The following is a 26948-nucleotide window of genomic DNA, read 5'->3' on the forward strand; positions in this document are numbered from 1 at the left end:
TGTTGAAAAACTCGCTCATCGCCGCAGCGTGACCGTGTCGCGAAAAATCGGCCTCTCAGATCGCTCTACAAGCCGCTCGTGAGCATCGGTTAGGGGTAAGCGGACCCGGCAGAGCACCCGATCAGAGTTTTTCAACACTATCTGTGACGCTCACGCCCTTGAGTCAAAAGCTCCCCGGCCCGGAACCGCATAACCGCTTCTAAAAGGCGGTAGCCGTTCTAGGCGGGGAGCGGGTTTGCAGTCGTTACGAAGGCAGCGCGGAACGCAAACGAGACTCTAGGAGCGTAGAAAGGCGCCCGCCGCTCCGTTTTCGTTCCGTTCGTGGCCCGCTCGGCGCGACGGCTAAAAGTATTGTGCCTCGCCCGCCTAGTTCACCGCCTAAGACGTCTCATCGGGCAGTCTACGTTTGCTCTAGCAACCTTGCGCGCATCGGGTTTATGTTCCGTCCCTAGCAGTTGTGCTCAGGATGTACTAAAAATTCGAAAGGCAGGTCCTCGCTCGCAGGGCACTACTCCGCTGAATAAGGAATACGCAATGAAACGCGAAGCAACGGCCTCGAGCTCCACGAACAGTGACTCCGTCTACACCACCATCCTAGCCAATTCGAAACGGCGGGTACTCGCACTTGGAGCAATTCTTTTTGGTGTTCTTTTTATTTTTGGGCTAATTCTTTCGAATTCGGAAGGCGGCTCCAATGTTTGGTTTTCAATATTTGATAATGCTCACAAAGCTCGATTGGCGAGTTCGATAGTTTTTGTAGCGTCACTATTTTCACTTCTCGTTTCGTTCGGCTTAGGCGCTCTTCTGTACCTTCAAACGGGTTTTAGAAGACCTTCGATATCAATCCTTGGAACCACAGTTGAAATCCCTTCATCAATTGAATCTGAAACCTATAACCGTTCTTTAGGGCAAGCTTATGCTGCGGACGTAATCGACGATTTTGGGAACGTAGTCTCCACGCCTATCGCAGGATCCGATCGAAGCCTTGACTCGCACTTGGCGGTTGACCAGCCGCAGGTTTCAACACTGAAAGATAAGGTCGTAGAGCGGCAATTTGAGCAATCCCGTGCGAGACTATCACGAGAAATAGCTAGTCTACAGTGGCGCGGGAATCTGAACTTAGTGCTCGGAATCCTTGTATCAGTTTCGGGGATGAGCATCCTAGGAATATTTCTGTTATCAAGTAATCTCCAAATAGGTAGTATTTCCGCTGGCGGAAACGTCACTATTGCGCCAAACGGCGCAAAAGCGTTTGATGAGGCCATATCCTTCCTCATTCATTTCCTTCCTCGTCTGACCTTTGTACTTTTAATAGAACTGTTCGCCTACTTTTTTCTAAAGCTTTATAAAAATTCACTGTCGGAGATCAAGTATTTTCAAAATGAGATAACCAATATCGAAGCGAAGCACTTGGCATTGCGCGCGGCGTTTCTCGCGAGTTCGGCAACCCTCAGCAATAAGGTCATTAGCTCTCTGGTTGATACCGAACGCAACTACATTTTGGAAAAGGGGCAGACCACCGTCGATCTGGAACGCTCGCGGATAGATCGCGAGCAGTGGACCGATGTTTGCGAAGACTTTTTCTTCGATACTTGACCTAGTAAAGAAGGGCGGCAAAAACAAATAAGGGCGTGCGCGGGACGCACACGGGGCCGTGCGTCCCGGATTGCGTCCCACGCGGCGGGCTTCTGGTCCGGAGCGCCGCGCCTAGGCAGCGTACCGCCTTCCTAGGGCGGTAGCGCGGAGGGAAGGTAGGAGCATCCGCGCGGCGTTCAAGTCCGGCAGAGCGAATGACTGGACCGGCCGATGACATGTCGGGCGCCAAGAGTGACAGGGGACCGTTGTTCTCTCATACCTGCCGTTAGACAGCAATCAGATTGAGCGTCGGCAAAGGGTCGGGAGTACGCGCTGCCGACTGGCCGCTTCCCGGCCGCTGAATTCCAGTGACCGCTTTCGAGCGATGAGTTCGAAGATCGGACTGACGCAGCGCGACCCTGAGCCGCCGGCGGATACAGCGCACGGAACGGCGGTTGATGCTCGGACTTAGGCCACTAGCGTCAGGACTCGTATCCCAATGGATCTCGCCGAGTTTGCAGTGTCGCGCGACTGTCATTCGAAGGCAGGGGTGTTGGTTCGATCCCAGCCGGACGCGCAAATAAATAAACAAAGTCAGAGAGTTGTTGGCGACGCACTCATCGAGACGGCTTGCGTACGGAAAATGTATAGAAATCTCTCTTGAAGAGGGGACGTGGAAAGCTGAGACCGCGCGCCTTGCCGCAAAGTAACAACGTCGTGATGTTTGCCTCAGGTTTCGCCTGCAATATGACAAGAGCAGGCTTCATTAGCGCGAACCCTGATCGCAATTTATTCACCGGATGGCTTCTCGAATGCGCCTCTTCGGAAGGTCTGAGGCCAACGTGTTTCTTTGGACAAAACCAAAACGACCAGCTATAAGGTGGGCTCATCCATAGCAAAAATTTAATCGCCACTGAAAGGGAAAACGAAGGCTTTCGGTCAGGCGCTCTCCTAAGCTTCTTCTCATCCGTGTGTCAATCCAGCCAAGCAAAAGGAGAATGAGATGAGTACACCGGAAAGTCGGTCCAAGTTTGCGATTCCATTGTTTGCAATACATCTTTCCGATCTTCGCGCATATGCGGAAGATGGGAACGATTTTGGTTCTGTTCCTTCGTTGCCCGGTGGCTACGAACTGGTAAAGAACAAGACGATTCCCGTGCCTGATTACACGTATTCGAAACCAGACGGCCAACCAAGACTGACCCTTTCGGATATCAAAGTCACAGTCAATCGCTACCAGGTAACGGTAGATGGTAATCAGCTTTTTTGGACAGGCGCGCAAGCGGCTTTCACGCAATACAACCATACACAGAACAACCGCGGATCGCACGATTGCCGGTTGTCGATGGTTTTCTTAAACGCGTCGGGAGGCCCACAGGGCATCATCTACCAGAACGTGCCGATAATCCGCGATCAATGCTACCTCGTCGGCAGGGCCAATTTGCCGGAAGTGTATTCCGGCAAGGATGTATTCGACATAGTTCAAGCGGTTGAAATCGACATGACGATGACGTGGGAGCAAGAGGGGGCATGCGACTGAAAGGGTACGGGATAGGCGCCCAAACATGTGAAGGGGTATTGAGAGCAGGTGTTTGGGCGTCTTCGCAGACTTCCTTCGCAACTGAAGGGGTGTGGCGAGCAAGCCCCTGCGATGCAGACCTGCGCCGCAACGTCTGAAGTTGGCCAGTCTTGGGCCGCTACGCGCCCCATCGCGAACGTCCCTTCATGGTCGGTTTGAGTCGGTCCGGCATCCGAGACGTGCGTTCGGCGAACACCTCACCGCGCTGGCTGTCGTAGCGGCCTGCCGCGGATTTGCCGGGACGGCAATCCCCGGCAGTCTCATCAATTCGGTCTTTCCAGTCTCACGAACTCGCCACCAGTCTCACGAATTCCGTTTACCTGCACTTCTTCTGCAGGGAAACGGAATTCCCTAGACTGCGGTTCCTTGAGAATCAACGACTTGCTAGCTAATTGCGTCGCTTCGGCCCGGTTCGCGAACCGAAATCGATAGACTGACCGGATTGCCGGTGCGAATTGGCTAGACCAGCGCGAATGTCCCCGACCGGCCATCAATCGTCATTTGCCTGGGGTACCACAAGACATTCGTGCGACAACTTCCCCCATCAACTGCCGTTCAAGCGGCGACGATGCGCGTCGCATCATCCGCCCATCGCTATTCATGCCTCCGCATGTGCAGCAATTCCCCGTAAAGTCTGCTTCCTAGAAATGCAAAACAAAAAATATTGACGCATCTGAGCAGATGAACATTGGGGTCGAGGCTCGCGTCGGTGCGTTTAACCCTGTGACGCCGTGAGCGCTGATCTCTTGAGAGTTGCCCGTGGGGTCACAGGGTTAAACGGACCGGGGCGCTAGATGCGACCTGTAGTGCGCGCCGGTCGTGAGAAGCTATCGAAACCTAACAACGCATGCGCGTTGGGTCACAGGGCGATGGCAAAGGACATGAATTCATCACGGGTGAAGTAGCATTTGCTACCAACGCTCCTGTACTGTCGTACAAAGCAGCGCCAATCGAAGAAGGAATAGTGTAAGGGGGGTTCGTGAAAAAGAGAATGCCGAAAGTCGAATTCTCGTACAACATATTTGTATCGGACTGTCCGACCATGCGCTGGCATTCACCATTTTGATTAAGGGTCCACCGAGAACAACTAGGGCCGCCAACAAAATCATTGGTCAGCACCAGTCTCGAACCCACAGGACCCGTCGCAGTCACGGCGATCGTAAGGCTAATAGTGGTCGTCGTTATTGGGTCTGCAAACGCTTTACATGATGCAATTTGAATATTAATCGGACTACAGTTCACGATGCTTCCGTTGTTCTTACATACTTGGAAAGTGTCACTCTCATTCCAGTAATAGAAAGTCTGGGCGACGGCACCCACTGTGTTGGCGAGATTGCGAGCAAATTGGAGTCTTCTCCAAATGGAACCAATAACGTTTCCAAAGATTTGACTGACAGAAGGTAGGAGCCCGCATGTCGAAAATTTCTGATAGACCACGTCACCGGTGGCGCTGATTGGAAGGAGTTTCGCAATATATGCTCCGGCGGTCGTTCCATCAGGTTGCGTAACGAAATTCGGAAATTGATCGTTGAAAACTGAGGATGCGACGGCCGTTATACACCTTGTTGTGTCTGGGTTCGGATAGAGCCCAGCGACGCTTGAGTATGTGAATAACATGTACTTAACAAATGCAGTTATCCCATTTATTTGCCTGGTTTTTGCGCTTTGCGAAAGGACTAACGTGAAGTTAGGTGAGGTTCCGTTTACTGGTGTCACAGATGCACTACCCTTATACGCTCCGATCAGTTGCGCACTAGTCGTTTGCAACGGTGGAAGGCTTTTAGTATCGATCCCCTTTCCGGTCGGATCCTTCGTGTCAACTTGCCACGTTATGAAGGTTTGGTTGCTGGTATTGACACTGTTCCCGGCAAGATCAGTTAGCCAGATCCTGTTAAAAGGTTCGATTCCGTTGAGCAGATAGAAAGGTAACGGGAGAGTGACCGTCGTCGTCTGAGCCGCAGCGACTGCGCCACTCGATGTGTTACCGATTGATGCACTTGCGTCTTGGGCAACGGTCCATGCGGCGTCTACGGTCGTGGTATCAGATAACGGAGAGTTGCCGGCCGCGAGGTCCTTATCCGCAGCGGATAGCAGCGCTTGGTAACTGGATGAAGAATGTATCGCTTGTACCAACTGATCGCTGGTTAGTCCGGAAGGCAGCTGCACCAGATCGAGACAGACACGCACCATGGCAACCACGGTGCTTTCAGCATCGAGTACGCCAGTAGTACTACCTATTGCAAGCAAGTAGGGGTTACCAGATTCATCGCTGCCAACAAGGAAAGGTATCGTCCCGTCTGCCTGCATCGGCAAAGTCTTGCCGGGAGCAGCTTCCGCGCCCGATGAGGAGATCGTTGTTATCTTGCTGGCGGATACAGGCGGCACGGATGGGCTGACCGACACGGTCAAAGCGGAACCGGCAGACGTACTCCCCGGACCACCGCTGCCACTGTTGCCTCCGCCACAGCTCGAGACTGAAAGTATGATTGATGCGGCGATGACGAGAAGGAAGAATCGAGCTTTCATGATCGACCTCGTTCGGCGCGCAGCTAACGCGTACCGGAACCTGCTCGAATGTCTGCTGCGGGTCGGTGGGTCGATCGCCGCCAGTCCGCATCAAGCCATCGATTTTTTCCGAATTCTGAAGCCACCCCTGGTAAGAAGTGAAGACTATTGCCCAAAAGCGATTCGCCAAAACAGAGTGCTGATCAGCCATTAGAAGCTTAGAAGCGCGTCTTATGGTCTGTTGATATGGCATTACAATTCCTCGCCAATTGCGCGTTCGCCGCTTGGTGAGCATCTGCGGGCCGGTTGAGCGAGCCCCCGGAGCGGCTTGCGCAACGTCGCTGGCGTAATCGAAAGCGACACGACCAACTGCTTCGCGTCATGGCAACAGGAGGAACCGAGGAACGACCGCTGCGACTCGGAAGCTGCCGTTACTCCGTCATCAGATTGTTTGTCCGTAGTGGGTCGCGTGTTGCCGCTCGCGCAACGATTTCGTTGATTGCACATCGATTGGCAATTAACGGCGGCCACCTAGAGACAGCCACCATGCAGCTTCGAACGACCCAGACGCCGCCGAGTCCAGTCATTCGATGGAGATGCGCTACTGTGCTCCGGCCTCCTGCCCTGAACTAGTACCTTCGATCGCGTTTGCGTCCGTGCTTTATACGGGCCGCACAAACGCCATTGAAGGCCAGTGGTGAGACTTTGCCGCTGATTCAGGCGGCACGGGAAATCGGACGACCACCAGCCCGCCACGTAGGGCTCCCGGCGGGAACCGGCAAGACCTCCAGGCTAATTGCGCAGCCCGCACTGCTCATTACGGCCTACATAGACCTTTCAATCACGAAACGCTGCTCAAGAATTAAGCACCCACTGGCGACCGCATGTCGCACTGCACACATGGGTAAAACCTTTATAGTGGCTGGGTTTGGGTCGCCCTATTTTTGCAGTGCGGTCTAGATCGCCAGGCGCGATCGGACACCGTGTGCGGCCTTGCCGGTTGTCGACAGAAGGGCGCCGAAGTGATTCGGCCCCCTGTCAGCTTCGCCAGTTTCTGCCTACACCTCAAAAGGAAGTCCCTGTGAAATACATTCCCCGCATCGCCGCATCTGCTGCCCTCGTCGTCGTCGCTTTGGCGGCTGTCACGTTTGCCCAGATCAAGTTCGCTCCGGATTCCGCCGACAACAACCCGGTCGCCCGGATCGTCCTCAACGTCGAGTCGCAACTGAACGGCTGATCCCCGCCGTCAAAGACAGGCGTCGTCGTCCTCGGCGCTCTCGCGCCAGTTGCCACCCCGTACCGCGTACCACGCGCACTGCTGGCAGGCAGTGCCAAACTCATGTTTGAGCGTTTCCAATCCCTCCTCGCACGCCGGATTGCTGCACGGAAAGAACGTCTGCATTTCTCCCCCTGAGCGTGCACCACAGCGCCAGCGCACACGATTGAAAAGCCCGTCGCTATCCACATGGGATGTGCAGCGGGCTGCACGGATCGTCCTGAACGTCGAGTCGTGGAACGGCTAACACGCCGATCGAAGGCGCCGCGCATGGCGCAAATCGGATCCTCTGCGTCATAGCTCCGCAACACCTGGAGCACGATCCAGCGATGTCCCTCGCTGCGCTTCCGCGCGCGGAGCACCGTCACGAGCGGTCGCGGTTGGAGTGGCTGCGCTGTCAGTGGCAGTTGCGCTTGGCAGGTGCCCATGCGATACCGAAGCCGCCACCCATAGTCGGGCCCATTGTGATCATTGGCCGTGACAAGGTGATCCGGGAATCTCTAGCCGTTCTGCTTAACGTGACGGGTTATGGGAGAAGGCATGTAGCTCCGACATCGACGTTTCGGAATTTGTCGCGGCGCCTCCGCGTGGTTCGTGGAGAGCTTTGATACGACCATCGGAAGGCAACGCATCATTGCGCTCGTATGGCCGCAGGACGCACAGAATTTCAAAGGCAAAGTTGAAGAGGTGGTTACCAAGCCACTCGTGCTCAAGGAGCTGCTTCGCACGATCGATAAAATCAATTCGGAGGCCGTGGCGCTGAGCGCATTACGAATGAATACGCACCCGAGACAGCCTATAGCAGACGCGTCATAGTCATCGTCAACACGACTTTCCCCTAACGAACGGCTGGCAGGTTTCCCAGCAAGAGCGGACACAATCTTGCCGACGGCGGATGGCGGCAACGGGTCGATCGGAGGCGTTGAGGAGGTCGCGCACGAAAGCGCGCTAGAAGGCGACCACGACTCATCGCGGTCGCCAGATGCGGGGCCCGACAAGCGGCGTCACCCGCCAGAATTCGCCATCGCGCGATGCGGTCGCGTAGGGCGTGCGGCACGCGCCAAGCTTGACGAGAGTTGAGCCGCTCGTACTGGTGTACTTAAACCCCATGCTGATGAGAGCCTCAGTGCAATAACGGCGGCGGAGCGTTGCGTAAATCTTCGGTTGGCGTCGGCGCATTTGAGAGGAGTGCTGAAAAGGGGATTCGCCCACCTTTTTACAGCATGCTGCGCCATGTCAAGCCTGACGCCGCCGACGTTTGTCTCTGCGCCTCGTCGTCGTTATCGTCGATCGCGTTGTCTCGACACCCATTCTCGTACCTCGGCTCACGAGCCGTACTTCGGATCCTTCAGCCATGCCTCGAAAGCCTCCCGGCGCTCTCGCCACTCGCAATCGTCTAGATCGAACTCCTCTTCCACTCTCCTGGTGTCGTCGTCGCGCAAATGGGCGAAGACGATATCATTGCCGTTCCACCACGCCACGCACAGATCATCGAGCTCCGCCGTTACTCCGGGCGGCTGATCACGGAGCAGCATGCCCAGCTGTATTCTGAATGCGGGGACCTCGACCGCCTCTTGGTCGTGCTGGCTTGGCGAGCCAACGGCGAGGTCCCGCTGGCTATCTTCGGCAGATCTCCAGGCCGACAGATAGCCATATTTCGCCCAAAGGAAGGGAAGGCGGCCGGCCTCTTTCTCGGACAGGCCTGAGTAGGCGCAAAAGTGCTCAAAATCATCCAACGCTGTGTGGCCGTGCACGCTCTTCAGATCACCCATTACTTCGAGCAACAGCGCAATGCCTTTCTCCGGATCGTTGTAACACATGGGGTGCCTCCTTCGTGATGAAGAGCGGGCAGCATTCGACGTTCCACTAATGTACCAGTCGCCAGGCACGGTCGATCGCCGAGAAGACGATCGGCACGAAGTCATGGCCTTCGAACGAAACGGGCCGGTCGTCGTTCGGGTAGGAGAGGGCGGCCGGCGCGCAGATCATCTGCAGCAGGTGATTGCTGAACCGTCCCTCCGCGCGGACCGCGGACAACACCTCTTCCTCAATCTGGTGGATCAGTTTCCACGTCAGGACGCCTTTGGAGCGATGCCGCGCAACTACATCCGGGAGCACCGCCTCGACGGCGGCCTGCGCATCAAACAGCACATTGAAGTTTTCCATCGATCTTTCTTCTCCGTAGAGTTCAGTGAAAATTCCGGCTTGCCGTCGGCAGTTCGCCGAGCAGGTGCGAGACGTCGACGAGCCGTTGGGCGACGAGATGCTTCACATCGCCCTGGCGTTGCCATACGCCGTAGACCGCAAGCAGTGACGAGCTGAGCGCTTCGCGCCGCTGCCGTTCTAGCACCGACTGCCAGACGATGACGTTGACGGACCCCGTCTCGTCCTCGAGCGTCATGAACATCACGCCGTTCGCCGTGCCGGGGCGCTGGCGTACGGTGACGATCCCGCAGGCCCGCGCGAGCTGTCCGTCGCGATAGCGCGCGAGCGCTTCGGCGGGCATCAGGCGCATCGATAGCAGCTTCTTGCGCAGCACCGCGAGGGGATGGCGGCCTAGCGTCAGGCCGGTCGAACGGTAGTCGGCGATGAGGTCCTGGCCTTCCGTTGGTGCCGACAGCGCCGGCGCTTCCTCACCGCGCGACGTGGCGCGCAACAGATCCTTGTCCGGAACAGCTGCAACGGCTTCCCATAGCGCCTGCCGCCGATCGCCCGCGAGTGGCTTCATCGCGTTTGCGGCCGCGAGTACCTGCAGGTCATGGCGATCCAGTTGTGCGCGGTTCGCGAGATCCGCGACGTCACGGAACGGCCTCACCGCCCGCGCCGCTTCAATACGCCGCGCTGTTTCCTCGCGCATGCTGCGGATCATGGACATGCCGAGACGCACAGGCGCCATGCTCCCGTCGCCTTCCATCGTTGAATCCCAGTCACTGACAGTCACGTCAACGGGCAGCACGCCGACGCCGTGACGCTTCGCATCCTGAACCAGTTGCGACGGTGAATAGAAGCCCATTGGCTGGCTGTTGAGCATGGCGCACAGGAACGCGGCTGGCTCGTGGCGTTTCAGCCAGCAGCTCGCGTACACAAGCAGCGCGAAGCTCGCCGCGTGGCTCTCGGGAAAACCGTATTCGCCGAAGCCCTGGATCTGCGCGAAGATCGATTCGGCAAACTCGCGGTCGTAACCGCGCTGGAGCATCCCTTCAACGATGCGGTCGTGATAGTGCTGGAGGCCACCCTTGCGCTTCCATGCGGCCATCGCACGGCGCAACTGATCCGCCTCGCCAGCACTGAAGCCTGCCGCGAGCATCGCAACCTGCATCACCTGCTCCTGGAAGATCGGCACGCCAAGCGTGCGCTTGAGCGCCTGTTCGACGTCGGGACTCGGGTAGCTGACGGGTTCCAGTCCCTGCCGACGGCGAAGGTACGGATGAACCATACCCCCTTGCACAGGTCCTGGTCGAACAATAGCGACTTCGATAACGAGATCGTAGAACTCGCGCGGCTTAAGGCGCGGCAGCATGCTCATCTGTGCGCGCGACTCGATCTGGAACACGCCGACGGTATCGGCCGCGCAGATCATGTCGTATGTCGCCTCATCCTCGGCGGGGATGTCCTGCATCTCGAACGGCTCGCCGCGCTGCTGCGAGACGAGTTCGAGCGTGCGGCGGATCGCCGACAGCATGCCGAGCGCGAGCACGTCGATTTTCAGCAGGCCTAGCGCTTCGAGGTCGTCCTTGTCCCACTGGATCACGGTACGATCCGGCATCGAAGCGTTCTCGACTGGTACAAGCCGCGAAAGCTTGCCGCGTGCGATTACGAAGCCGCCCACGTGCTGCGACAGGTGACGCGGAAAGCCGAGCAGCGTCGCGGCGAGCGTCGCCCACTGCTGGATGATCGGCGTCTCCGGGTCCAGTCCGCTATCAACGAAGCGACGCATCAGGTCAGCGCTCGAATCAAACCAGTGATGCTCCTTCGCGACGCGATCAACAATCACCGGGTCAATGCCGAGCGCCTTGCCCGAATCGCGAATCGCCGATCGTGGGCGGTAGGTTGTGACGGCAGCCGCCAGTGCCGCGCGCGTGCGCGTGTACTTCCTGTAGATGTACTGGATCACTTCCTCGCGCCGCTGGTGCTCGAAGTCGGTGTCGATGTCGGGCACGTCCCCGGCTGCGGCCCGCTCTTTCGAGATGAACCGTTCGAACAACAGAGTGCCGCGAGCAGGGTCCACCTCGGTGATCCCGAGGCAGTAGCAGATGGCCGAGTTCGCAGCCGAGCCGCGCCCCTGACAGAGGATGCCTTCGTTGCGCGCGAAACGGACGATGTCGTATACCGTCAGGAAATACGGCTCATACTTCAGGTCCGCGATCAGTGACAGTTCGTGCTCGATCTGCGTCTGCACGTTGTGCGGGATGCCGCGCGGGTACCGGCGATGTGCCCCAAGATAGGTTTCGCGCCGCAGGTACGCGGTTGGGGTGATGCCGGGCGGCACGAGTTCGTCGGGATACTCGTAACGAAGCTCGTCGAGTTTAAACGTGCAGCGCGACGCGATGCTCAGCGTCTGCGCGAGCGCGTCCGGCGGATAAACGTTGGCCAGCCGCAACCGCGAGCGGAGATGCTGCTCGGCGTTCGGCGCCAGCTCGAACCCGCATTCGGTCACGGGCCGGTTGAGGCGGATTGCCGTCAGTGTGTCCTGCAGTGGCTTCCGTGAGCGCACATGCATCAGCACCTGGCCGGTGGCGACCACGTTCAGTCCGTGCCTTTCTGCGACGTCGTAGACGGCATTGCGATGCAGGTCATCGAGCGCGCGAGCGTGCAGGGTCAGTCCCATCCAGCAGCGATCGGTGCCGAACGTCTGCGCCGCCCATTGTGCCTGCGCGTCGAGGCGCGCGTCCTTCGCCGGAAAATCGGGCGTCAGGATGATCAGACAGTCGGGTAGCGCGCGCAGATGCGTGTACGGCGGATCGGGATGATCGAGATCGTGCGGATACACGACATACGTGCCCTTGGCCGTGCGTGTGCGGGCGAGCGTAATCAGTTCGGACAGGTTGCCGTAGCCATCGCGGTTCTGGACGATCGCGGTGAAGGCGAGGGCGGGTGAGCCGTCCGCGTTCGTGACGCGGAAGTGCGCGCCAACGAGCAGTTTGACGCCCGCTTCCTTTGCCGCGACGTGCGCGCGCACGATGCCCGCGAGCGAGCATTCGTCGGTGATTGCAATCGCCTCGTACCCAAGCTGCGCCGCGCGCGTCGCCAGTTCCTCGGCATGCGAAGCACCCTGCAGGAAGGTGAAGTTGGAAGCGCACTGCAACTCGGCATAGCCGGGCAGGCCGAACGAAGCGGGCAGCATGACTTATCCGAACAGACCATGCAGGTACCAGCGCGGCTCGTCTTCGTCGACCGCGCCAATCCGCTCGCGATAGATCCAGTAGGAGATGTGGTCGTCGGCCTCGGCAACGAAGTAGTCGCGCGTTACCGGCTCGCCCTGGAACCAGCCCGCCTCGACACGCTCGCCGGATGACACCGTGCGCAGTGGCGAGCCGTAAAACGGTCTCTCGCCGCGCATCAGCAGCTTGATAGGCGACTCCAGCAGCCAGGCGGGGCGGGGCGTGTCCGTCGCCGGCGCGACGTATTTCGTCTTGTCCGTAACCGGCACCCAGCGCGCGGCGACTTCCGGGCGGTGGTCGGCAACGGGCGCGGGCTTCAGCACGTTCTCCGCGCCCAGGCGGGCGACCAGCAGTTCAAGCAGTCGCGCGTGATCGGCAGCGGTGCCGCCCGGCTCCGGAAACAACGAGTCCGACGCGGGCTCTGCCTCCTTCACTTCCTGCACGACGAGCTGCAACGCAATGACGGCCGCGGCGAGTTCGGCGCGGCCCAGCCGTTCTTTCAACAGGCGCATCAGATGGTCTTCGCGCCACGTCGGCTCGGCGAGCGCCACCTCGATCGTTGTCGGGGCGATCGAATCGCGCCCGCGCTCATGTTCGAGCAGCAGCGCGATGCGCGTGACGGCAAGTTGCTTCTGCGACAGCCAGCCCGTTAGCTGGACAATGAGCCGGCGGGCCGCAAAGAGACACGCTTCTGCGTGCTCGATGCGATCGGGCAGTTCGACGCGCGCCTGGAAAGTCGGCGGCGTTTCATACCATTCGTACACTTCGGGTGCCACTCCGTTGGCGCGGTCCAGCACATCGAGGAGTGCCGTGCCGCAGCGTTTTTTCAGTCCCGCACGGGGCAGGCGCATCAGCTGGCCGACCGTCTCGCAGCCGATGCCCGTCAGCCAGTCGAGATGACGTCGGGCGGGCGTCGGCAGGCTGACCGGCAGTCCGGCGAGGGCGCGCGAGAGCGAAGCGTGCGACAGCGCGACGCTACCGCGGTACCGCGCGAGCAGCCATGCCGCCTGACCGGTGGGTGCGACGCTGATCGTGGCCGTTACACCCATTGCGTAGGCGACCCGGCGCGCCATGCGACGCATCGACCGAATGCCGCCAAAGAGCCGCAGACTTGCTGACACGTCGACGAGCACTGTGCTTTCCTCGGCAATCACGACCTGCGGTGACAGGTTCAGCAGTCCGGTCGCGATCTCCCGCACCGCGTTGACTTCGGCCGCACAGTCGCGCTCCTGCATGACGGTCGCCGGAGCAAGCGTCAGGACGCCGCCGCGCCGCATGCCGATGCAGACCCCGGCCGCGCGCGCGCAGGGGTCAGCGGCAATGACGCGCTCTTTTTCGAGCACGGCAAGGCCTGCGCCGTCATCGGGCTCATGCGACCACTTCGGCCGGAACACTTCGAGGCACAACAAAGGGAGATGGACGCCTATCCACAGTTGCATTGCGTTTTACGTTAAGGATCGCGGAGGGCGTCAGGGCGACGAACAACGGTTCATCGCGGGCGGGGCCACGGCGCTTCAGAAACTGGACATCGACGCCGCCTTTTGCCGCGCGGATCGCGAGCCGTAGCGGGGCAGGCGAGGCGTCTCGCGTCGTCGCCAGCGGCCGCACCATGAAAAAGAGCGACTCGGACGTCTGCGCGGCCAGATGCAATCGGCGTACCGCTTCGGGCCGTACGTGCTGTTGCCAGAATACGAGCGCGCCACAGGTGCCCGCACGCAGAATCTGCTCGGCGGCCCACAGCGCATCGGCCGTCTTCGGCGCTTTCACCGTCAGCAGACCGGATGGATCGAGCCCCCACCAGGCAAACGCGGTCGGCTGGATGTTGTGCGGCGGCTGCAGGAGCACAACCGGCTTCAACCCAAGGCGCTCGAAGGCGGGTCGCAGCAGACGCAGTTCGCCGCAGCCGGTCTGCTGGACGAGCAGATCGGTCAGCGCGCCGCGCGGCCAACCACCGCCCGGCAGTTCGGCCGCAAGGGCTTCGTCGCCGCAAGGAATGACCCTTGAGGCGGCGTGGGCAAGCTGGTTGCCCTTCCAGAGGTCCGGGTGGATCGCCTCGGGTAGCAGTACGGCGCTCATCGCTCCCCCTTAAAGTACTGTATATATAAACAGTATAGCTGGAAGCGGACGGCGGTAAAAGCGGGCACGGACACCCGAACGGAACGCTCGGCGTCGGTTTCTTACCCTCGTCGGTCAAACTGAAAATCGCTTTGCTGCGGAAGTCTCGCGCACCAGGATTCTCTTTTTTCTACGTAGAAACTTAGTCGCGACTCTCGGTCGTGGTCCGGTAACAAAAGGGCTTAAAATGGGTTGCTGAGGTCAGTACGGCCCATAACAACAGAAACTATGAGAAGACCACAAGCAGCGCGGCAGAAAATCGTGCAACGCATCGGGGCGCGCCGCACGGCCGACGAGCGAGCCCGGCGACTATCCTACCTAGGCGAGAAGCGCGCCGCTTCGCGCGCGCCCTCGTTGCGCGGAGCGTTTGATCCGAAGCAGCAGCGAGAAATTGTCCCTGTACCGGCGACCCTTGACCTCGGCCAAAATCGGGAGGCTACTTTGGCAGTCGCTCGAACCTGCCGGGAAAACTGCTTCAAACGCCGCCGCAGCACGGTTCTCGATTTCACGCACACCAAGAAGATCAGTTCCGGGGCGGTTTTGTTACTGGTCGCGGAAATTGATCGGTGTCGCAGATTGGCTGGTCCAAAAATGCTGACCGGCACCTACCCCAAGGACAAGAAGCTTCATGGCCAGATGCGAGACTCCGGATTCTTCGAGGCGTTACACGTAAACTCTCGCCTCGATGGGGAAGAAAGAACGTATCCGATGGAATATATAAAGGTTGTGTCGGGTTCGGAGGCCGACGGTCACCTTGCACGCGAGCTTCGCCTGAAGCTGCTGGGGCCACTGGACGTCCAGGTGGCACAGGAGGCGAAAACCTCATTCTTCCGGAGCTTGTCGGAAGCGATGACAAATGTGTCGCAGCATGCCTACCCAGATGAGTCGTTGCGGGGCAAAATCCATGTAATACCCAAGGGGTGGTGGATGCTTGGTCATATTAATAAGCTACGGTCCGAACTTAAGGTCATGATCGTTGACCAAGGTATCGGTATTCCACGAAGCCTGCCGAAGAAGCACCCGATGGAACTGATTAATGAGGTGCTGTCGAAGTCGCTTTCGCTGCTGGGGATAGTTAAACCAACCGACGGGCAGATGATCAAGGCAGCAATGGAAGTCGGCCGCTCTAGAATGGGACAAGACAACCGGGGAAAGGGTCTCAACGATCTAAAAAAGCTGATCCAAGCTTGCGGCAGTGGCCGTTTGAGGATCTTGAGCAACCATGGCGAATACACATATACAGAGGGCGGTAGTGAGAGACTCCATGCCTATGATGACAGCATCAACGGAACGTTCATCGAGTGGACAGTCCCACTCAAGGCAATCCTGCCATTCCTTGAGGAAGGTCGAGATGAAAAGCATTAGCGTTGCAAGACAATTTTCTGAAGTGCCCGTCGGGCGCTTCTACAGCGACGGCCCGGATAGTGGCGAACGGTTCCGCGACACGTTGCTTGAGCCCGCCCTAAAAGAGCATGACGTCGTCCAGATCGATCTTGACGGAACCGATGGCTACGGCTCATCGTTTCTCGAAGAAGCTTTCGGTGGCATCGTGCGGAAGCTGCACTTGAGCGAGCAAGAGGCGAAGCGCAGGATTCAATTTCACTCGACCGACCCGTCATACGTCATCGAAATAAACGACTACATGAGAGATGCCGCAAAACGAACCGCTGAACAACATTGAATGGTGGAAACTTGGGATTCAGGCGGGAGCTTATGCTGTTACCTGGATTATCGTGTTTGTCGGCTGGCGAGTCAGCAGCAACCAAAATGATAGACGAGATGCTCGTAAGGAACTGCGCGAACATGTTGACGCGGTTGAGGAGCTCATTCGAGAGGCCGAAACCAACGGGGTGAACTTTCTCAGTCAAGACGAAGCGAACGTCGCGCTGTATTGGTCCACATACTTCGCCGTTCAGCGAATCGACGTGAGTAACCTGCCCCTTCCTAACCTGGGCGACATTACGAGGCAACTCGTGCTTTTTCGTCGCCTCATGACCAACAAGGTGACGATTGGGCCGGATACTCCGCTGCCGTCGGCCGCAGAGCGCCGTCAGCTCATGCTCGAGGTCAGCCGCGGGGCGAATCGATTTATCGCCACCCTAGAAGACGGCTATCGGAGCCGCTACCCTCTCCGCTAAAACGAAGCGACGCAAGGGAAAAATGAAGAAGATCGGAGCGTCGTGAGTGATTCGCCGTCGTTTGATTTGACCGTCAAGATACCTGCGGCGAAGATTTGCGCGCCCGTGTTGCCCCAGTCGGAGACGTAGCGCCCGGCGATCACTTTTCGCGCCGAAAGATCGATGAGGATCCGGTGCGACATATACGGATCGCTCGCCCACAGCGATTCCCACCGACCCACGGCGTATTGAGGAAGCCGGGGGCTGTTCATCGCAGCATTCTCGCAACAACGTCGCTTGCAGGCTTTCCGCCGTCGCGGTCGACGTAAAACGCGACCGAGCCGCCAACCACGTCGATAGAGCGGATGTGGATCGGCTGGTCGGAGGTGCCCGGGGGGCGCGGTGCGCGACCGCCGTGGCTCTTCAACTCCAGCGCGTTATAGGTGATGGGGTAGTCGGTCAATTGCGCGCCGCTTTGAACCACGAGCCGGATGCAGTCGTGACGCACGCCCGTCAGTTCGCCGTCGATGATCCTGTTCAGGATCACGTCGATTGCCGTGGGAAGGTCTGTGCTTTCCGGCTGGGTCGGCTCATCAGCAACGAGATGAACAAACGCGCGCACAAGTCGCGAGGCCTTTGCGAGCACGATGCGGTAGCGCGTGGCGCGCGGCTCCCGGTTCTGCGCTGGATAGATGATGTCTCTGAAGGCGCTTTTGTAGATCATGACTGAAACCCGTATGTGTGGCCGCACCCGTGTACGGCTCACTCACCAGGCTACGCGTCGCTGGCCAAAGTCAAGGCGACGGATCGCGCGACAGCTAGGCAGTGTCGGCAGTCCGGTCGTCATCATCGCGGGGGTCAAGGATGGTTTCCCGTAACCGCGTAGCCGTCCTGCGGCTCGACAGGCCCAACAGGTTGCTCACCTGTTCGTTGGTCTTGCCTTCCAGCAGGTGCCTGCGTCCATACGTGTTGCGTAGCAGTCGCGGGCTCTCGTCGTCGGCCGTCGCGCCGACGAGTCGCAGTGCCGCCTGCACACACTGTCCGAGGGTGCCTGGCTTCATCGACTTCCCGCTCGCCGTCGCGATGAACAACAGACCATCGCTGATGGACTGTCCCGTACGCGCCTTCGCGTAGGCACGGAGCAGATCCACTGCGAACGCGTCAATGGGCACGCGGCGCGCGATACGTGGCCCGCGTTTTTTAACGAACACGCTGGGTCGCGTGCCTACTTCAAGATCGCCAACGGTGAGCGCGGTCAGTTCAGCGGCAGTGATGCCGGTGCCAAGCAGCGCAGCGACGATTGCACGGTTGCGCATCTCCTTGAACGACTCGAAGTCCACTGCGCGGCAAAGTTCCTGCAACCGCGCGTCCTCATCCGGCCACAGGAAAACCGGCACCGGCTCGTCTTCCGGCCAGTGTTCTTGCGGAAGCAGGCTTGCGGCCGGATTGTCGGTGCGCAGGCCGAGCATAGAGAGGTGGCGCGAGAGCCGGTCTAGCAGTTTGAGGTAGCGCAGGCGCGTCGATGTTCCCGGCGCGCAGTCGCGATCCAGATCGGTGAAAAAGCCGTCGATATGGTCAGTGCCGAACTCCGTCACCGCGACGCCGTGGCTTGTCAGATAGCGATGGAAGCGCGCAAACATCGCGCGGTGCTGAACGATGGAGCGCTCGGCAAACGCCCGCCTGTCCGCACCGGTGGCTTCTGCATGCTGCCATTCAGCGTAGGCTGTTTCGGGATCGGACCGCCACAGGTCTGCATTCATAAAATGTATATACTGAATTGGCGCGCTCCCCATCATAACGAAGCTGCCGCTTCGCCAAAACCCCGCCATCAAGGGCATGGGGTCGCTGCAAGGCGGGTGAGGGGAGACGGTTATTCATCTGCGGGCATTGCCGAGAAAGGCATATGCGGCCTATCGTACAGATCGCCACGCAATGTCAAGGCGCGGTGGTGCGCCAGAAACATGAGACCTCTATGAGCGAGCTATCACAGCGGTGCCGCAAGCTGCTTTACCGAATGATGTGGCAGACGCCTGATGGAATTGTCGACGCGTTCGCGCTGTGCGCGACGCGCGAGGATGCGCGGCGATTTTTCTGCTCGGCGATATCGTTGATATCGGGCATCCATCAGGACGAGCTTGAACTGTTCAACCTCGAGTCGTTTGACGATCTCGTGAACGCGGGCGTGAGCGAGGACGAAGACATGCGCATCTTCGAGACGCAATGGAACGGCGGCCATGTCGTCGGTTGGACAACGCGGCCGCTCTTCCTGACGCCAGATCCAACGTTGATCGCCAGGTGGGCAGACCTGCGGGCCGAACTGGCAGCCGCTCAGACTAGCTCGGTCATCTCACGCATCAGCGGGCGTGGATACGAGGGGGCATAAAGGGCGATTGGCGGCAAGCCAGTGGACAATGAAATCGTTGTCGCAGCGAGTCCAACGCATTAGCGGAACAGATGTTCCGGACGTAGGAACTACCGCGAGGGGTTCACAACCCAGCCGTCGTTTGTCAGTTCGACGTATAGCTCGCTGTGGTACTGATCGTTTTCTGTCTCAATCAGATCGGGGTGCAGTGTTCGAAGCACTGCCTCATCGTCCCAACGCGGCCGATCAACAAGCTTCGCCTCATACTTGATATTAACCCTGTCGCCCACGTGAGGGTTTTCGGCCGACGACGCGAAGGTGATTGCGAGAAGCTTGGCTTTGCCCCCACAAATTTTCGAGTTCTTTGCTGGATCTGCTCGACGGTAAGCTTTTTTTCCTTCGTCGGTCAGCGCATAGTGGAAGCCAGGGAGTAGCATGTGCGCCGAGCCGTCATCCTGCACATGGGTCGATTCTTTGGTGAGAAGACCGGTTTTCACGAGCGGCTCGGCAAACAGCGCCTCACTCGAATGTTCGGCTGCATCGAACGGCACTGCGCCGACCAACATGCACACCGCGTCCTTGCCGTCGAAGTAGGTCTGCACGGCCTTCGCGTAGTTCTCTTTCGTTGGCGACGACTTGCCGTCACAGGCGGCTAGCGAAAAACTTAAAAGCAAGGCGGCACAGGTGCCGGCGATTTCTGACGACTTTATACGTTGCATATTCGACATTGAATTGTAGGGGGCTGATACCTGCGCTTAGTCAGCGTCCGGCAGCATGCGGCGATGTTCCGGCGTGACCCGCGCGGCCTTGCCGGGCCGCTGTGACGAGCGTTGGGCAATTCGAGCAGTCCCGATCGTACGAACATCGAAGCCTATCTCGCCAGCTGCTCTGACGGCGGCATCGAGAGTCTTGAAGTGACGCACCTTGTGAGTATCGAGTTCGCGAGCGGTGCGCAACTGGATCTGCATCTGGCGACCTTGCCGACCGACGACGAGCAGAGTAAGCACCCACTGATCGTCGCCAAAATTAGTAGCGAAGAAATCATCTACCATCCCGGCGCGAAAGAACGACTTGGCCTGAGCCGGTGTCCACGTCTCAAAATCCTGCTCGAACAGTTCGCCTGAACTCGCCATGCAATCAACTCCTGTCGGCCGCGTGTCCGTCATCGACATGATCCAGCACGCTCTCGCTTCCTGCATCCGAGTCAGACAATCGCACCAAACATGCGAGGATATCCCGTTGCGCGTCGGCCGCGGAATCCGCGCACCCTTCGGAAACAGTCACTATCCGAGGCTCAACGCGTGATTTGCCGTCGATGACGTGGATTCTGGTCAGCGCAACTTTTTTGATGCTCCAAGTCCAGTCAAGCTTCCAGTCTGATTCTCCGCGCACAGGCCTCAGGAACGCGTTATATCCACCACTTCGGAAAGTGAACGTATTATCGCCGCAGATTTCGAACTGTTGCTTCATTTGCTTTTCCTAGTTCTCTGTGCTGCCGTTGCGCTGCTCAGGAGCGATTTGAACGGCGGCATTGTATCAAGACGTTTTCGAAAAATGTCGCCACGAAACTCGATGAGCGTAGACGTCGCCCCGCCATCTTTCTTTTATCGGTGTGGCCTGTGTCGGCCCCTTTCGCATTCATTGATCGCGTTTAGCCATGCTCAATCAGATGACGATGCACAGTGATTCGGTCATTCCGCTAGGTCCGCCCAACTCTACTTGGCAAAAGAAGGGCTGACAGAAGAGAAATCTCTTGCGACCAGTCGCGCCCATCGTGCCGGTTGCCTTGATCCCTGCCCATGCGTTAGGGTGTGCGCTTGTCCGCAAGGGGCGGACATTGGACAAAGGGAGTTTGTAGATGAACAAGCAGGAACTGATCGACGCAGTCGCAGCCAGCACGGGCGAAAGCAAGTCGAGCACGGGCGAGGCACTGGACGCGATTATCGCGGCCGTCACGGCAGCCCTCACGCGTGGCGAGACCGTGCAGCTCGTTGGCTTCGGCTCGTTTTCGACGGGAGCCCGGGCTGAGCGCACCGGCCGCAATCCTGCAACGGGCGAAACCATCACTATCGCCGCAGCGAAAACCGTCAAGTTCACCGCCGGGAAGGCGTTCAAGGACGCGGTTAACGCCTAACGCTCAGCCGGGTCCGATTTCCGGAGCGTCTCACGCCGCGTTGCCAGCCAGGCGAGGGTCTTTGCTGAGGCAACGCGGCGCCGGTTGACTCACGGCGGTTGTTTCGAGCCATCGGATCGCTGATCCAGTCAATATTTGTCAAGTTGCTTCGATGCGTCCAGCGACCTCTATACGCATTCCTACCAAAGATTGATAATTCGGTTTATGTCAAATAGTTAGGATATCAACGTGATATTACGTGCATCAATGGTCGTAATAGATTTTTGTCTATTGACACAGATACGACGCTTAGTATTCCTTCGGTTCATCCCCTCACAGCCATGGACGCGGTCCAAGACTACCGGGATTGGAAGCTGGCGCGGGGCCTGGTGCCGTGCGGACTGTGTCAATGGATCTCACCGTCATTGCTCTCCAGCCACGCCGGAATATCACGCTTGCCGTTGAGCATGCGCCAGACCTCGACATGAGCCTTGCGCTCGATGTAGAAGATCAAGTGCGGATAGCAATCAAGCGGCCACGAACGCAGGCCCGGGATGTCCAGCTCGTACGCGTAACGCGGAGACCCGATGTTGGGGTGCCTGGAAAGACGCTCGTATGCCTGCTCGATCTCCGCGATGAATCCGAGCGCTGCCTGCTCCGAGCCTTCGTCCACGAGGTAGTGCGTCACCTCGTCCTCTACGTCCTGCCTGGCCAGCCGTGTCGGGATGACGGGCTTGGCCGTCATTTGCGAGAAGTACGCACGCGAGCGCGCAACGATTCGAAGTAGCTGGCGTCGACAGGCGTTGCGAGGCCGGACGTCGCGCCCTGCAAGATCATCGCGCGCAGACGCTTGCGATCCTGGTCCTTTCGGATCAGTTCGCGGACGTACTCGCTGTTCGTGCCGTAGCCGCCCTCGCCGACCTGTTCATCGACGTAGTCCTTCAGCGAATCCGGCAGGGAAATGTTCATCGTGCTCATGCAAACCACTCTATCACTCTTGGCAAATTTTGCCAAACTGCACCGACGGTAGCCTTTGAATCGCATGTGCAGCCTATGGACGGTGTCCGTTGTCATATCGTGATGCATCGGAGCAATCCCGCGTGCAATCAAACGTTTGCAGGGTTCCCGGACAGATTATCCACAGGCTCTTCCACTTTTTCTGTGCACAACTTTCACCAAGGTGTCATGTGATAGGAAGAGATCGCCATCAGGTGCGGCCCGGGCGTCAATTGTTCACATGGCGCTCAGGTGTCGGACCATGGTGCGGCCCTGACGTCAGGCGAGAATTGTGCCGAAGGTCTTGTTCCGCCCGCCGGCCTTCGCGCTGTACAGCGCGTCGTCGGCGGCCCGGATGACTGACGCCACGGTATCGGCGACCTGCCCCCGCCAGGTCGCGGCGCCAATGCTCACCGTGACATGCCCCAGGGCGGCTGGCGTGTGTTCAATACCCAGCCGCGCCACGGCCTTGCGGATCGCTTCGGCGACCGCCAGCGCGCCCGCTGCGTCCGTATGTGGCAGCACAATCACGAATTCCTCACCGCCATAGCGGGCCGCGCTGTCACCCGGGCGCCGGATGTTTTCGGAGATGCAACGGGCCACCGTGGCGAGCGCGTCGTCCCCCGCCTGGTGACCATAGGTGTCGTTGTAGAGCTTGAAGTGATCGATATCGACAAAGAGGATCGACAGCGACCCGCCCAGGCGCCTGGCCCGGCGCCATTCATGATCCAGCAACTCGTCGAGCGCGCGGCGGTTGTTCAGGCCGGTCAGGCTGTCGGTGCGCGAGAGCATCGTCAGCATCAGTTCTGCTTTCGCCCTGCGCGACAGTGACGAGGCGAGCAGCACGGATACGCCGACAAAGCTCAGGGCAAACGCTGCCATGAGCGAGCCGAGCCGGATTGCCCGCTCCCGCCAGGCGGCGTAGATGTCCGGTTCGGCTGGTGCGACCTCGACAATCAGAGGCAGGCCCGGCAGGTGGCGGAATTCATAGACGCGGCGGATGCCATCAATGGAGGCCCGGTCCTCAAACGAGCCCTCGGGCTGGGCCATCATTTTCGAGAACGGTCCGGTGCCCGTCAGGTCTCGCCCGATGACCTGCAGGTTGTAGGGTGCACGCATGATCAGGTGCCCGTCCGTATGGATCAGCGCCATCGTGCCGTGGGGCCCGAGCTTCAGCCCCGACTGCAGCCTGCGGAAGTATTCGAGCTTCAGGGTGCCGACCGCCACGCCCCGAAAGGAACCGTCGGGATTGTTGATGCGCCGGCTTAACACGATGATCGGGTCGCCCTTGCGGATCCGCGACACCAGCGGGGCACTGACATAGAGACCCGCGGCCGGGTTGTCCCGATGCACCGTGAAATAGCGCCGGTCGGCCAGATTCACGTGGGACGGCACCTCGGAACGGGAATCGATCAGCACGTTTCCGGCCGCGTCCAGGACCAGCATGGAACCGAGATCCTTCGCGGTGGTGGCGCGGTCGAACAGTAGCGCATTGCGTAACCGCGCCGGCAGTGCCATCACCTCTGGCTGTCCGACGCCATCGACAACGGCCTGCAGCGACAGGTCATAGAGTTCAACGTTGCGCAGGATGTCCCGCTCGATGACTAACAGCGTATTGCGTGACGCGTCGAGGGCGTGCTCGAGGGCGTCCTGCCGCCCGTCATACAGGAGCACCGCACACACTGTCAGCATGGCGAACGCGATCACCAGAGCGCCGCCAATCACCGCACGGGGTGAACCAAGGCGTGCCAGCAGGCGGCCAGACAGGGAGTGGACCGGAATCACGCGCTTTGCCTTCTTGATGTTTTTTGACAGAAACCGGCCATGCGTCGACGACATTGATGGTCCAGCCGGCCAGCCCGTCTGGCTTCAGTGCCGGCCTGTCCTTCAATGGCTGCGGGCCCGGTCGGCAATGTATCAAAAAAATTGTCGGTGCGGCCGGCGACCAGGTTCCTGAATATCGGGCCCGTTCAGGGAGCGCGACGGTCAATGACGTGGTCGACCGCAGCCGCCGGAGAGTGTCGCTGAATCGGCGCGCGCCGTCAAAACCGCGAACTCCCTGCCATTCCTGCCTCAATTCGCTGCATTGAGCACCAGTGAGCGAGATGAATGAAGAATCGGTACGTCCGGGCCGCCGTGCGTCACGCAGTGCAGCCGGCGCGCTGCTGTTGTATGTTCAGAATGTTCAGCCGCGAATTAGGAGGAGCCCATGACTCAGAAGGCGCGAGAGCTTTACAGGAGTGCGAACGGAGACCGTTGGTCGCTCGTCCACGACTACGACTCTGGCCTGGTGTTTGTCCGCCATGAGCCGAACCTTTCCTCAGGTGGCCGCCCGTCCGACATTTCAGTTGGTGACTTCCTTGTTCGAGATGGCAAAGGGCCGGAACATACCGAACTGCTGCGCCTGATCGGAACATTGGTAGAGACGCCAGTCGCTAAATAGTGCTTACCGAGGACGAGGTGCTCTCGAATTGCGATGGCAGCGGATGGATCAGGAAGTCTCCATTACGCGGCCTTCAGATCACGAGATAGCCGCCTGCGGAAGCTAACGCGGCTATCACCGGCGCCTGGAACCACCATCTCTGTCAGGCTTATTTCCCATAGTGCAAGCAGCCCAATGCAGTCAACTCATTGCACCGAGGCGACCGGGTCGGGCGGGCGAAAAACTGGCCCAAACCCCACTGATCGAGCGCGACCCGGATCCAGGCACCACCTCGCCACACGACGCCCACGGAACGCCAATCGCGGCAATCCTGACTGGCGCAATTCTTAACGAGGTGACGCAACTGGCTTCGCTGATTGAGGCCATCGTACCGGTGGGCGAAATGCGTGAGCGACCTCTGAGCCGCCCTGAACGCGTCTATGGTGTTCGAGATTACGACCGCGACAAGTAGCGACACATTCGATCGTGTCCATGATTCTTGCCGATATGGACCGCGTCGTTGCCGGCGAACTGCGTATCGACGTACTCGTTGATGGCATCAGCGACGACACACGAAAGCGAGACGACACCGAAGTCCGACGAAGATGGCGTGGAAGCGCACGCTTCCAGCGACGACCGCGAACGACACCTCGGCGGTCACCACATTCCACGGCCCGGTCTTTCCCTTCCGCGGGCCCGTTCTACTTGGAGACCGCGCCAAAGCATCACACGGCCGACGCTTTGCGGCGCTTCGCTCATTGTCGCGCCGGCTTCCTGCACGAGCCTGTTGCCGTTGTCCACAGCGTGAATGACTCGGGCATTGCTACGAGGACCGCCGTGCCAAAGCAGAAGTTGCTCGATAATTTCCGCATCAACCGATTGCCCTGCCGCCCTGCATGCACCCCCGATCTTCTTCTGCGCGGCAGTGTCATCCTGAACATCAGGCAAATCCTGTAGCAGGCGATCGTAGAAAGCCTGTTCGCGTGGCGAGAGATAGCTTTCGCCATTCGACAACTTTGCACAGGCGCTGGCGATCAACGTCTGGCACGGGCAATGTCTCGAACGCATCCAGTTCGTCGTCATGCGCCTAAACGAAGAATGCGCCATCGTGCCGAACAATGGGACGAGGCCGGTCAGGGTCAAGGTGCTGCGGAAGTCTCTGGACCTTTCCCGAGCGCTTCCGCTGGTACTACGAACGAATATGGCGCTGTGACGCAGTCCGGATCAGGCGCAGACTAGAGCGCTTTTGACGCCTGTTCCTTTGCCAGAAGCCGCTTTGCCTGAAGGTCACCGCGATTCGCTTCCTGCGCGGTTTGAACCGACGTCTCGGTGGCTTCAAGCAACGCCGCACGCGCCGCGCCGCTGATACTGACGGTATACGAGGAAGGGGAAGACGTCGACGTCGTCTTACTGGTTGAGGGTGTACCCCCTGCAGATTGTGATGGAGGTGTGGTGACAGACTGGGTCGAGTTCTGGCCGACTGCCTGGATTGACATGGTTCTCTCCAAAAGTTACGCCGTATTTCGGCAGCAGGTCTATCGGCAAACTGACCGGATCACTTGAGAACTATATTTTTCAGAAATCCCCATCCGGTTAAGGCAACCTTAATGTTTGACGGGTTCTCGTCTGAATACCCGACCATTCGCGTTGCGGATTACGCTCACACCACCTTACACACATCGAATGTTTATTGCCCGCCCATAGCCGGGACGTCGGGCACCATGCATCGGCGAACAACGACTTTCGCGCTACGTCAATCAGACCACGCATCAAACGCACACTCAACGTAAGCATTCGATAAGGTTCGCGCCGTCATAGTATGGCGCAACAGAACGGACTTCATATTGGACTCAATGAAGCCGAACGCGGTAAATCAACGCCTTTGAACAAAGGAGTGGGGAGAATGTCTGACGCGCACGTCACACCAATGCAAAACAAGGTGCCTGAAGTTACGGCCGCATTCTGGACGATCAAGATCCTGTCCACGACGGTCGGTGAAACAGGTGCCGACTATCTTGCCGTCCATGTCGGGCTCGGCACCACCACCACGATTGCCATCACGTTGTCGCTGCTTGCGGCTTCGCTGGTCACGCAATTGCGCAAACGCGCTTATGTGCCATGGATCTACTAGATACTATGGAAGGGCCGCGGAAGTAAGCCTCCTGGAGTAAAACGAGGATTCCGACACCCGTTTTCCCCGAGAGGAGTACGCAAATGAATGCGCCTCGCACGGCCCTTCACGGGCAGGATACAACCATCACCGGATCGCTGTATGTCGCCTTTGAACTGGGTGACAAGAGCTGGAAGCTCTCGCTCGGCGATGGGGTGCGCTCGCCGAGCCGCTGCACAGTGGCCGCTGGCGATACGGCCGCAGTCTTCACGGCGATTGCAAAGGCCAAAGCGCGCTGTCATCTGGCCACCGATGCCCCGGTGCGCAGCTGCTATGAAGCCGGGCGTGACGGCTTCTGGCTGCACCGCTGCCTGGAAGCACATCAGATCACGAACCT

27 protein-coding genes and 3 pseudogenes are annotated in these 26948 nt (G+C 59.0%); 13 read left to right on the forward strand and 17 right to left on the reverse strand.

Annotated features, from left to right (window positions below; all coding sequences use genetic code 11):
• Window positions 1-534: 534 nt before the first annotated feature.
• Both AB4Y32_RS37665 and AB4Y32_RS37670 read left to right on the forward strand, forming a co-directional pair.
• Entirely contained in the window at window positions 535-1596 is a 1062-nt protein-coding gene (locus tag AB4Y32_RS37665; protein ID WP_368726145.1) for a hypothetical protein, read from the forward strand.
• Window positions 1597-2578: 982 nt separating this feature from the next.
• Window positions 2579-3115, forward strand: coding sequence for a hypothetical protein (locus AB4Y32_RS37670; protein ID WP_368726146.1), 537 nt, complete (start codon window positions 2579-2581; stop codon window positions 3113-3115).
• A gap of 876 nt (window positions 3116-3991) precedes the next feature.
• On the opposite strand, the gene AB4Y32_RS37675 is transcribed toward AB4Y32_RS37670, so the two are convergent.
• Window positions 3992-5680 carry a hypothetical protein gene (locus tag AB4Y32_RS37675; RefSeq protein WP_368726147.1) on the reverse strand — a complete coding sequence of 563 codons (1689 nt, stop codon included), beginning with the start codon at window positions 5678-5680 and terminating at the stop codon, window positions 3992-3994.
• Here AB4Y32_RS37675 and AB4Y32_RS37680 point away from each other — a divergent pair.
• Complete coding sequence (locus AB4Y32_RS37680) at window positions 5679-5873, forward strand: hypothetical protein (RefSeq protein ID WP_368726148.1); 195 nt, start codon at window positions 5679-5681, stop codon at window positions 5871-5873. The two genes, AB4Y32_RS37675 and AB4Y32_RS37680, sit on opposite strands and share 2 nt — an antisense overlap.
• A gap of 867 nt (window positions 5874-6740) precedes the next feature.
• Window positions 6741-6896 (forward strand): hypothetical protein, encoded by a 156-nt coding sequence (locus AB4Y32_RS37685; protein ID WP_167330908.1) that lies wholly within the window; start codon window positions 6741-6743, stop codon window positions 6894-6896.
• Between the two features lie 1364 nt (window positions 6897-8260).
• Here AB4Y32_RS37685 and AB4Y32_RS37690 read toward each other — a convergent pair.
• Genes AB4Y32_RS37690 through imuA form a run of 5 tightly spaced genes read right to left on the reverse strand, consistent with a single transcriptional unit; the run spans window position 8261 to window position 14392 of the window.
• Window positions 8261-8755, reverse strand: coding sequence for a hypothetical protein (locus AB4Y32_RS37690; protein WP_368726149.1), 495 nt, complete (start codon window positions 8753-8755; stop codon window positions 8261-8263).
• A 46-nt stretch (window positions 8756-8801) separates the two neighbouring features.
• Window positions 8802-9101, reverse strand: coding sequence for a DUF2471 family protein (locus AB4Y32_RS37695; RefSeq protein ID WP_368726150.1), 300 nt, complete (start codon window positions 9099-9101; stop codon window positions 8802-8804).
• 22 nt (window positions 9102-9123) lie between these two features.
• A complete protein-coding gene (locus AB4Y32_RS37700; RefSeq protein WP_368726151.1) occupies window positions 9124-12279 on the reverse strand; it encodes an error-prone DNA polymerase in 3156 nt (1051 codons plus the stop codon).
• A gap of 3 nt (window positions 12280-12282) precedes the next feature.
• Window positions 12283-13755, reverse strand: a complete 1473-nt coding sequence (locus tag AB4Y32_RS37705; protein ID WP_368726152.1) for a DNA polymerase Y family protein — start codon at window positions 13753-13755, stop codon at window positions 12283-12285.
• Window positions 13685-14392: a translesion DNA synthesis-associated protein ImuA gene (gene imuA, locus AB4Y32_RS37710; RefSeq protein ID WP_368726153.1), complete on the reverse strand. Its 708-nt coding sequence runs from the start codon at window positions 14390-14392 to the stop codon at window positions 13685-13687. The genes AB4Y32_RS37705 and imuA overlap by 71 nt, the downstream gene beginning before the upstream one ends.
• A gap of 267 nt (window positions 14393-14659) precedes the next feature.
• Here imuA and AB4Y32_RS37715 point away from each other — a divergent pair, with 267 nt between their 5' ends.
• The 3 genes from AB4Y32_RS37715 to AB4Y32_RS37725 are packed head-to-tail and all read left to right on the forward strand — an operon-like array spanning window position 14660 to window position 16569.
• Complete coding sequence (locus AB4Y32_RS37715; RefSeq protein WP_368726154.1) at window positions 14660-15796, forward strand: hypothetical protein; 1137 nt, start codon at window positions 14660-14662, stop codon at window positions 15794-15796.
• A complete protein-coding gene (locus tag AB4Y32_RS37720; protein ID WP_368726155.1) occupies window positions 15783-16112 on the forward strand; it encodes an STAS-like domain-containing protein in 330 nt (109 codons plus the stop codon). The genes AB4Y32_RS37715 and AB4Y32_RS37720 overlap by 14 nt, the downstream gene beginning before the upstream one ends.
• Entirely contained in the window at window positions 16081-16569 is a 489-nt protein-coding gene (locus tag AB4Y32_RS37725) for a hypothetical protein (protein ID WP_368726156.1), read from the forward strand. Before AB4Y32_RS37720 ends, AB4Y32_RS37725 begins: the two co-directional genes overlap by 32 nt.
• Here AB4Y32_RS37725 and AB4Y32_RS37730 read toward each other — a convergent pair.
• The 3 genes from AB4Y32_RS37730 to AB4Y32_RS37740 all read right to left on the reverse strand — a co-directional run bounded on the left by AB4Y32_RS37730 (window position 16566) and on the right by AB4Y32_RS37740 (window position 18308).
• Window positions 16566-16820 (reverse strand): hypothetical protein, encoded by a 255-nt coding sequence (locus AB4Y32_RS37730; RefSeq protein WP_368726157.1) that lies wholly within the window; start codon window positions 16818-16820, stop codon window positions 16566-16568. The genes AB4Y32_RS37725 and AB4Y32_RS37730 overlap by 4 nt on opposite strands.
• On the reverse strand, window positions 16817-17272 hold the full coding sequence (locus AB4Y32_RS37735; protein ID WP_028366918.1) for a hypothetical protein: 456 nt from the start codon (window positions 17270-17272) through the stop codon (window positions 16817-16819). The genes AB4Y32_RS37730 and AB4Y32_RS37735 overlap by 4 nt, the downstream gene beginning before the upstream one ends.
• Window positions 17273-17366: 94 nt before the next feature.
• Window positions 17367-18308 (reverse strand): tyrosine-type recombinase/integrase, encoded by a 942-nt coding sequence (locus AB4Y32_RS37740; protein WP_368726158.1) that lies wholly within the window; start codon window positions 18306-18308, stop codon window positions 17367-17369.
• Window positions 18309-18496: 188 nt separating this feature from the next.
• Here AB4Y32_RS37740 and AB4Y32_RS37745 point away from each other — a divergent pair, with 188 nt between their 5' ends.
• Entirely contained in the window at window positions 18497-18931 is a 435-nt protein-coding gene (locus AB4Y32_RS37745; protein WP_368726159.1) for a hypothetical protein, read from the forward strand.
• A gap of 89 nt (window positions 18932-19020) precedes the next feature.
• Here the strand turns inward: AB4Y32_RS37745 and AB4Y32_RS37750 are convergent, their stop codons facing one another.
• Genes AB4Y32_RS37750 through AB4Y32_RS37760 form a run of 3 tightly spaced genes read right to left on the reverse strand, consistent with a single transcriptional unit; the run spans window position 19021 to window position 20380 of the window.
• Complete coding sequence (locus AB4Y32_RS37750) at window positions 19021-19638, reverse strand: hypothetical protein (RefSeq protein ID WP_368726160.1); 618 nt, start codon at window positions 19636-19638, stop codon at window positions 19021-19023.
• Between the two features lie 27 nt (window positions 19639-19665).
• Window positions 19666-20043 carry a hypothetical protein gene (locus AB4Y32_RS37755; protein WP_368726161.1) on the reverse strand — a complete coding sequence of 126 codons (378 nt, stop codon included), beginning with the start codon at window positions 20041-20043 and terminating at the stop codon, window positions 19666-19668.
• 4 nt (window positions 20044-20047) lie between these two features.
• Window positions 20048-20380, reverse strand: a complete 333-nt coding sequence (locus AB4Y32_RS37760) for a hypothetical protein (RefSeq protein ID WP_368726162.1) — start codon at window positions 20378-20380, stop codon at window positions 20048-20050.
• A 388-nt stretch (window positions 20381-20768) separates the two neighbouring features.
• Between AB4Y32_RS37760 and AB4Y32_RS37765 the strand changes: the two genes are divergently transcribed.
• Window positions 20769-21044 carry an HU family DNA-binding protein gene (locus tag AB4Y32_RS37765; protein ID WP_368726163.1) on the forward strand — a complete coding sequence of 92 codons (276 nt, stop codon included), beginning with the start codon at window positions 20769-20771 and terminating at the stop codon, window positions 21042-21044.
• Between the two features lie 385 nt (window positions 21045-21429).
• Here the strand turns inward: AB4Y32_RS37765 and AB4Y32_RS37770 are convergent, their stop codons facing one another.
• The 3 genes from AB4Y32_RS37770 to AB4Y32_RS37780 form a co-directional block, all read right to left on the reverse strand.
• Entirely contained in the window at window positions 21430-21768 is a 339-nt protein-coding gene (locus tag AB4Y32_RS37770; RefSeq protein ID WP_368726164.1) for a type II toxin-antitoxin system RelE/ParE family toxin, read from the reverse strand.
• Window positions 21765-22001 (reverse strand): type II toxin-antitoxin system ParD family antitoxin, encoded by a 237-nt coding sequence (locus AB4Y32_RS37775; protein ID WP_368726165.1) that lies wholly within the window; start codon window positions 21999-22001, stop codon window positions 21765-21767. The genes AB4Y32_RS37770 and AB4Y32_RS37775 overlap by 4 nt, the downstream gene beginning before the upstream one ends.
• A 297-nt stretch (window positions 22002-22298) precedes the next feature.
• Window positions 22299-23858, reverse strand: coding sequence for a diguanylate cyclase (locus tag AB4Y32_RS37780; RefSeq protein ID WP_368726166.1), 1560 nt, complete (start codon window positions 23856-23858; stop codon window positions 22299-22301).
• Window positions 23859-24228: 370 nt separating this feature from the next.
• Between AB4Y32_RS37780 and AB4Y32_RS37785 the strand changes: the two genes are divergently transcribed.
• Together AB4Y32_RS37785 and AB4Y32_RS37790 are read left to right on the forward strand one after the other, a co-directional pair.
• Entirely contained in the window at window positions 24229-24462 is a 234-nt protein-coding gene (locus AB4Y32_RS37785) for a hypothetical protein (protein ID WP_342943272.1), read from the forward strand.
• A gap of 213 nt (window positions 24463-24675) precedes the next feature.
• Window positions 24676-24910 (forward strand): annotated as a pseudogene (locus tag AB4Y32_RS37790) (IS5/IS1182 family transposase); the annotation flags it as partial.
• 188 nt (window positions 24911-25098) lie between these two features.
• On the opposite strand, the gene AB4Y32_RS37795 reads toward AB4Y32_RS37790, so the two are convergent.
• Entirely contained in the window at window positions 25099-25584 is a 486-nt protein-coding gene (locus tag AB4Y32_RS37795) for a hypothetical protein (RefSeq protein ID WP_368726167.1), read from the reverse strand.
• A 92-nt stretch (window positions 25585-25676) separates the two neighbouring features.
• Window positions 25677-25937, reverse strand: coding sequence for a hypothetical protein (locus AB4Y32_RS37800; RefSeq protein WP_368726168.1), 261 nt, complete (start codon window positions 25935-25937; stop codon window positions 25677-25679).
• Window positions 25938-26368: 431 nt separating this feature from the next.
• Between AB4Y32_RS37800 and AB4Y32_RS37805 the strand changes: the two are divergent.
• Together AB4Y32_RS37805 and AB4Y32_RS37810 are read left to right on the forward strand one after the other, a co-directional pair.
• Window positions 26369-26569: pseudogene (locus AB4Y32_RS37805) on the forward strand (hypothetical protein); the annotation flags it as partial.
• 86 nt (window positions 26570-26655) lie between these two features.
• A pseudogene (locus AB4Y32_RS37810) lies at window positions 26656-26948 on the forward strand (IS110 family transposase); the annotation flags it as partial.

Source organism: Paraburkholderia phymatum (genome assembly GCF_040965635.1).
GTDB classification, from domain to species: domain Bacteria; phylum Pseudomonadota; class Gammaproteobacteria; order Burkholderiales; family Burkholderiaceae; genus Paraburkholderia; species Paraburkholderia phymatum_B.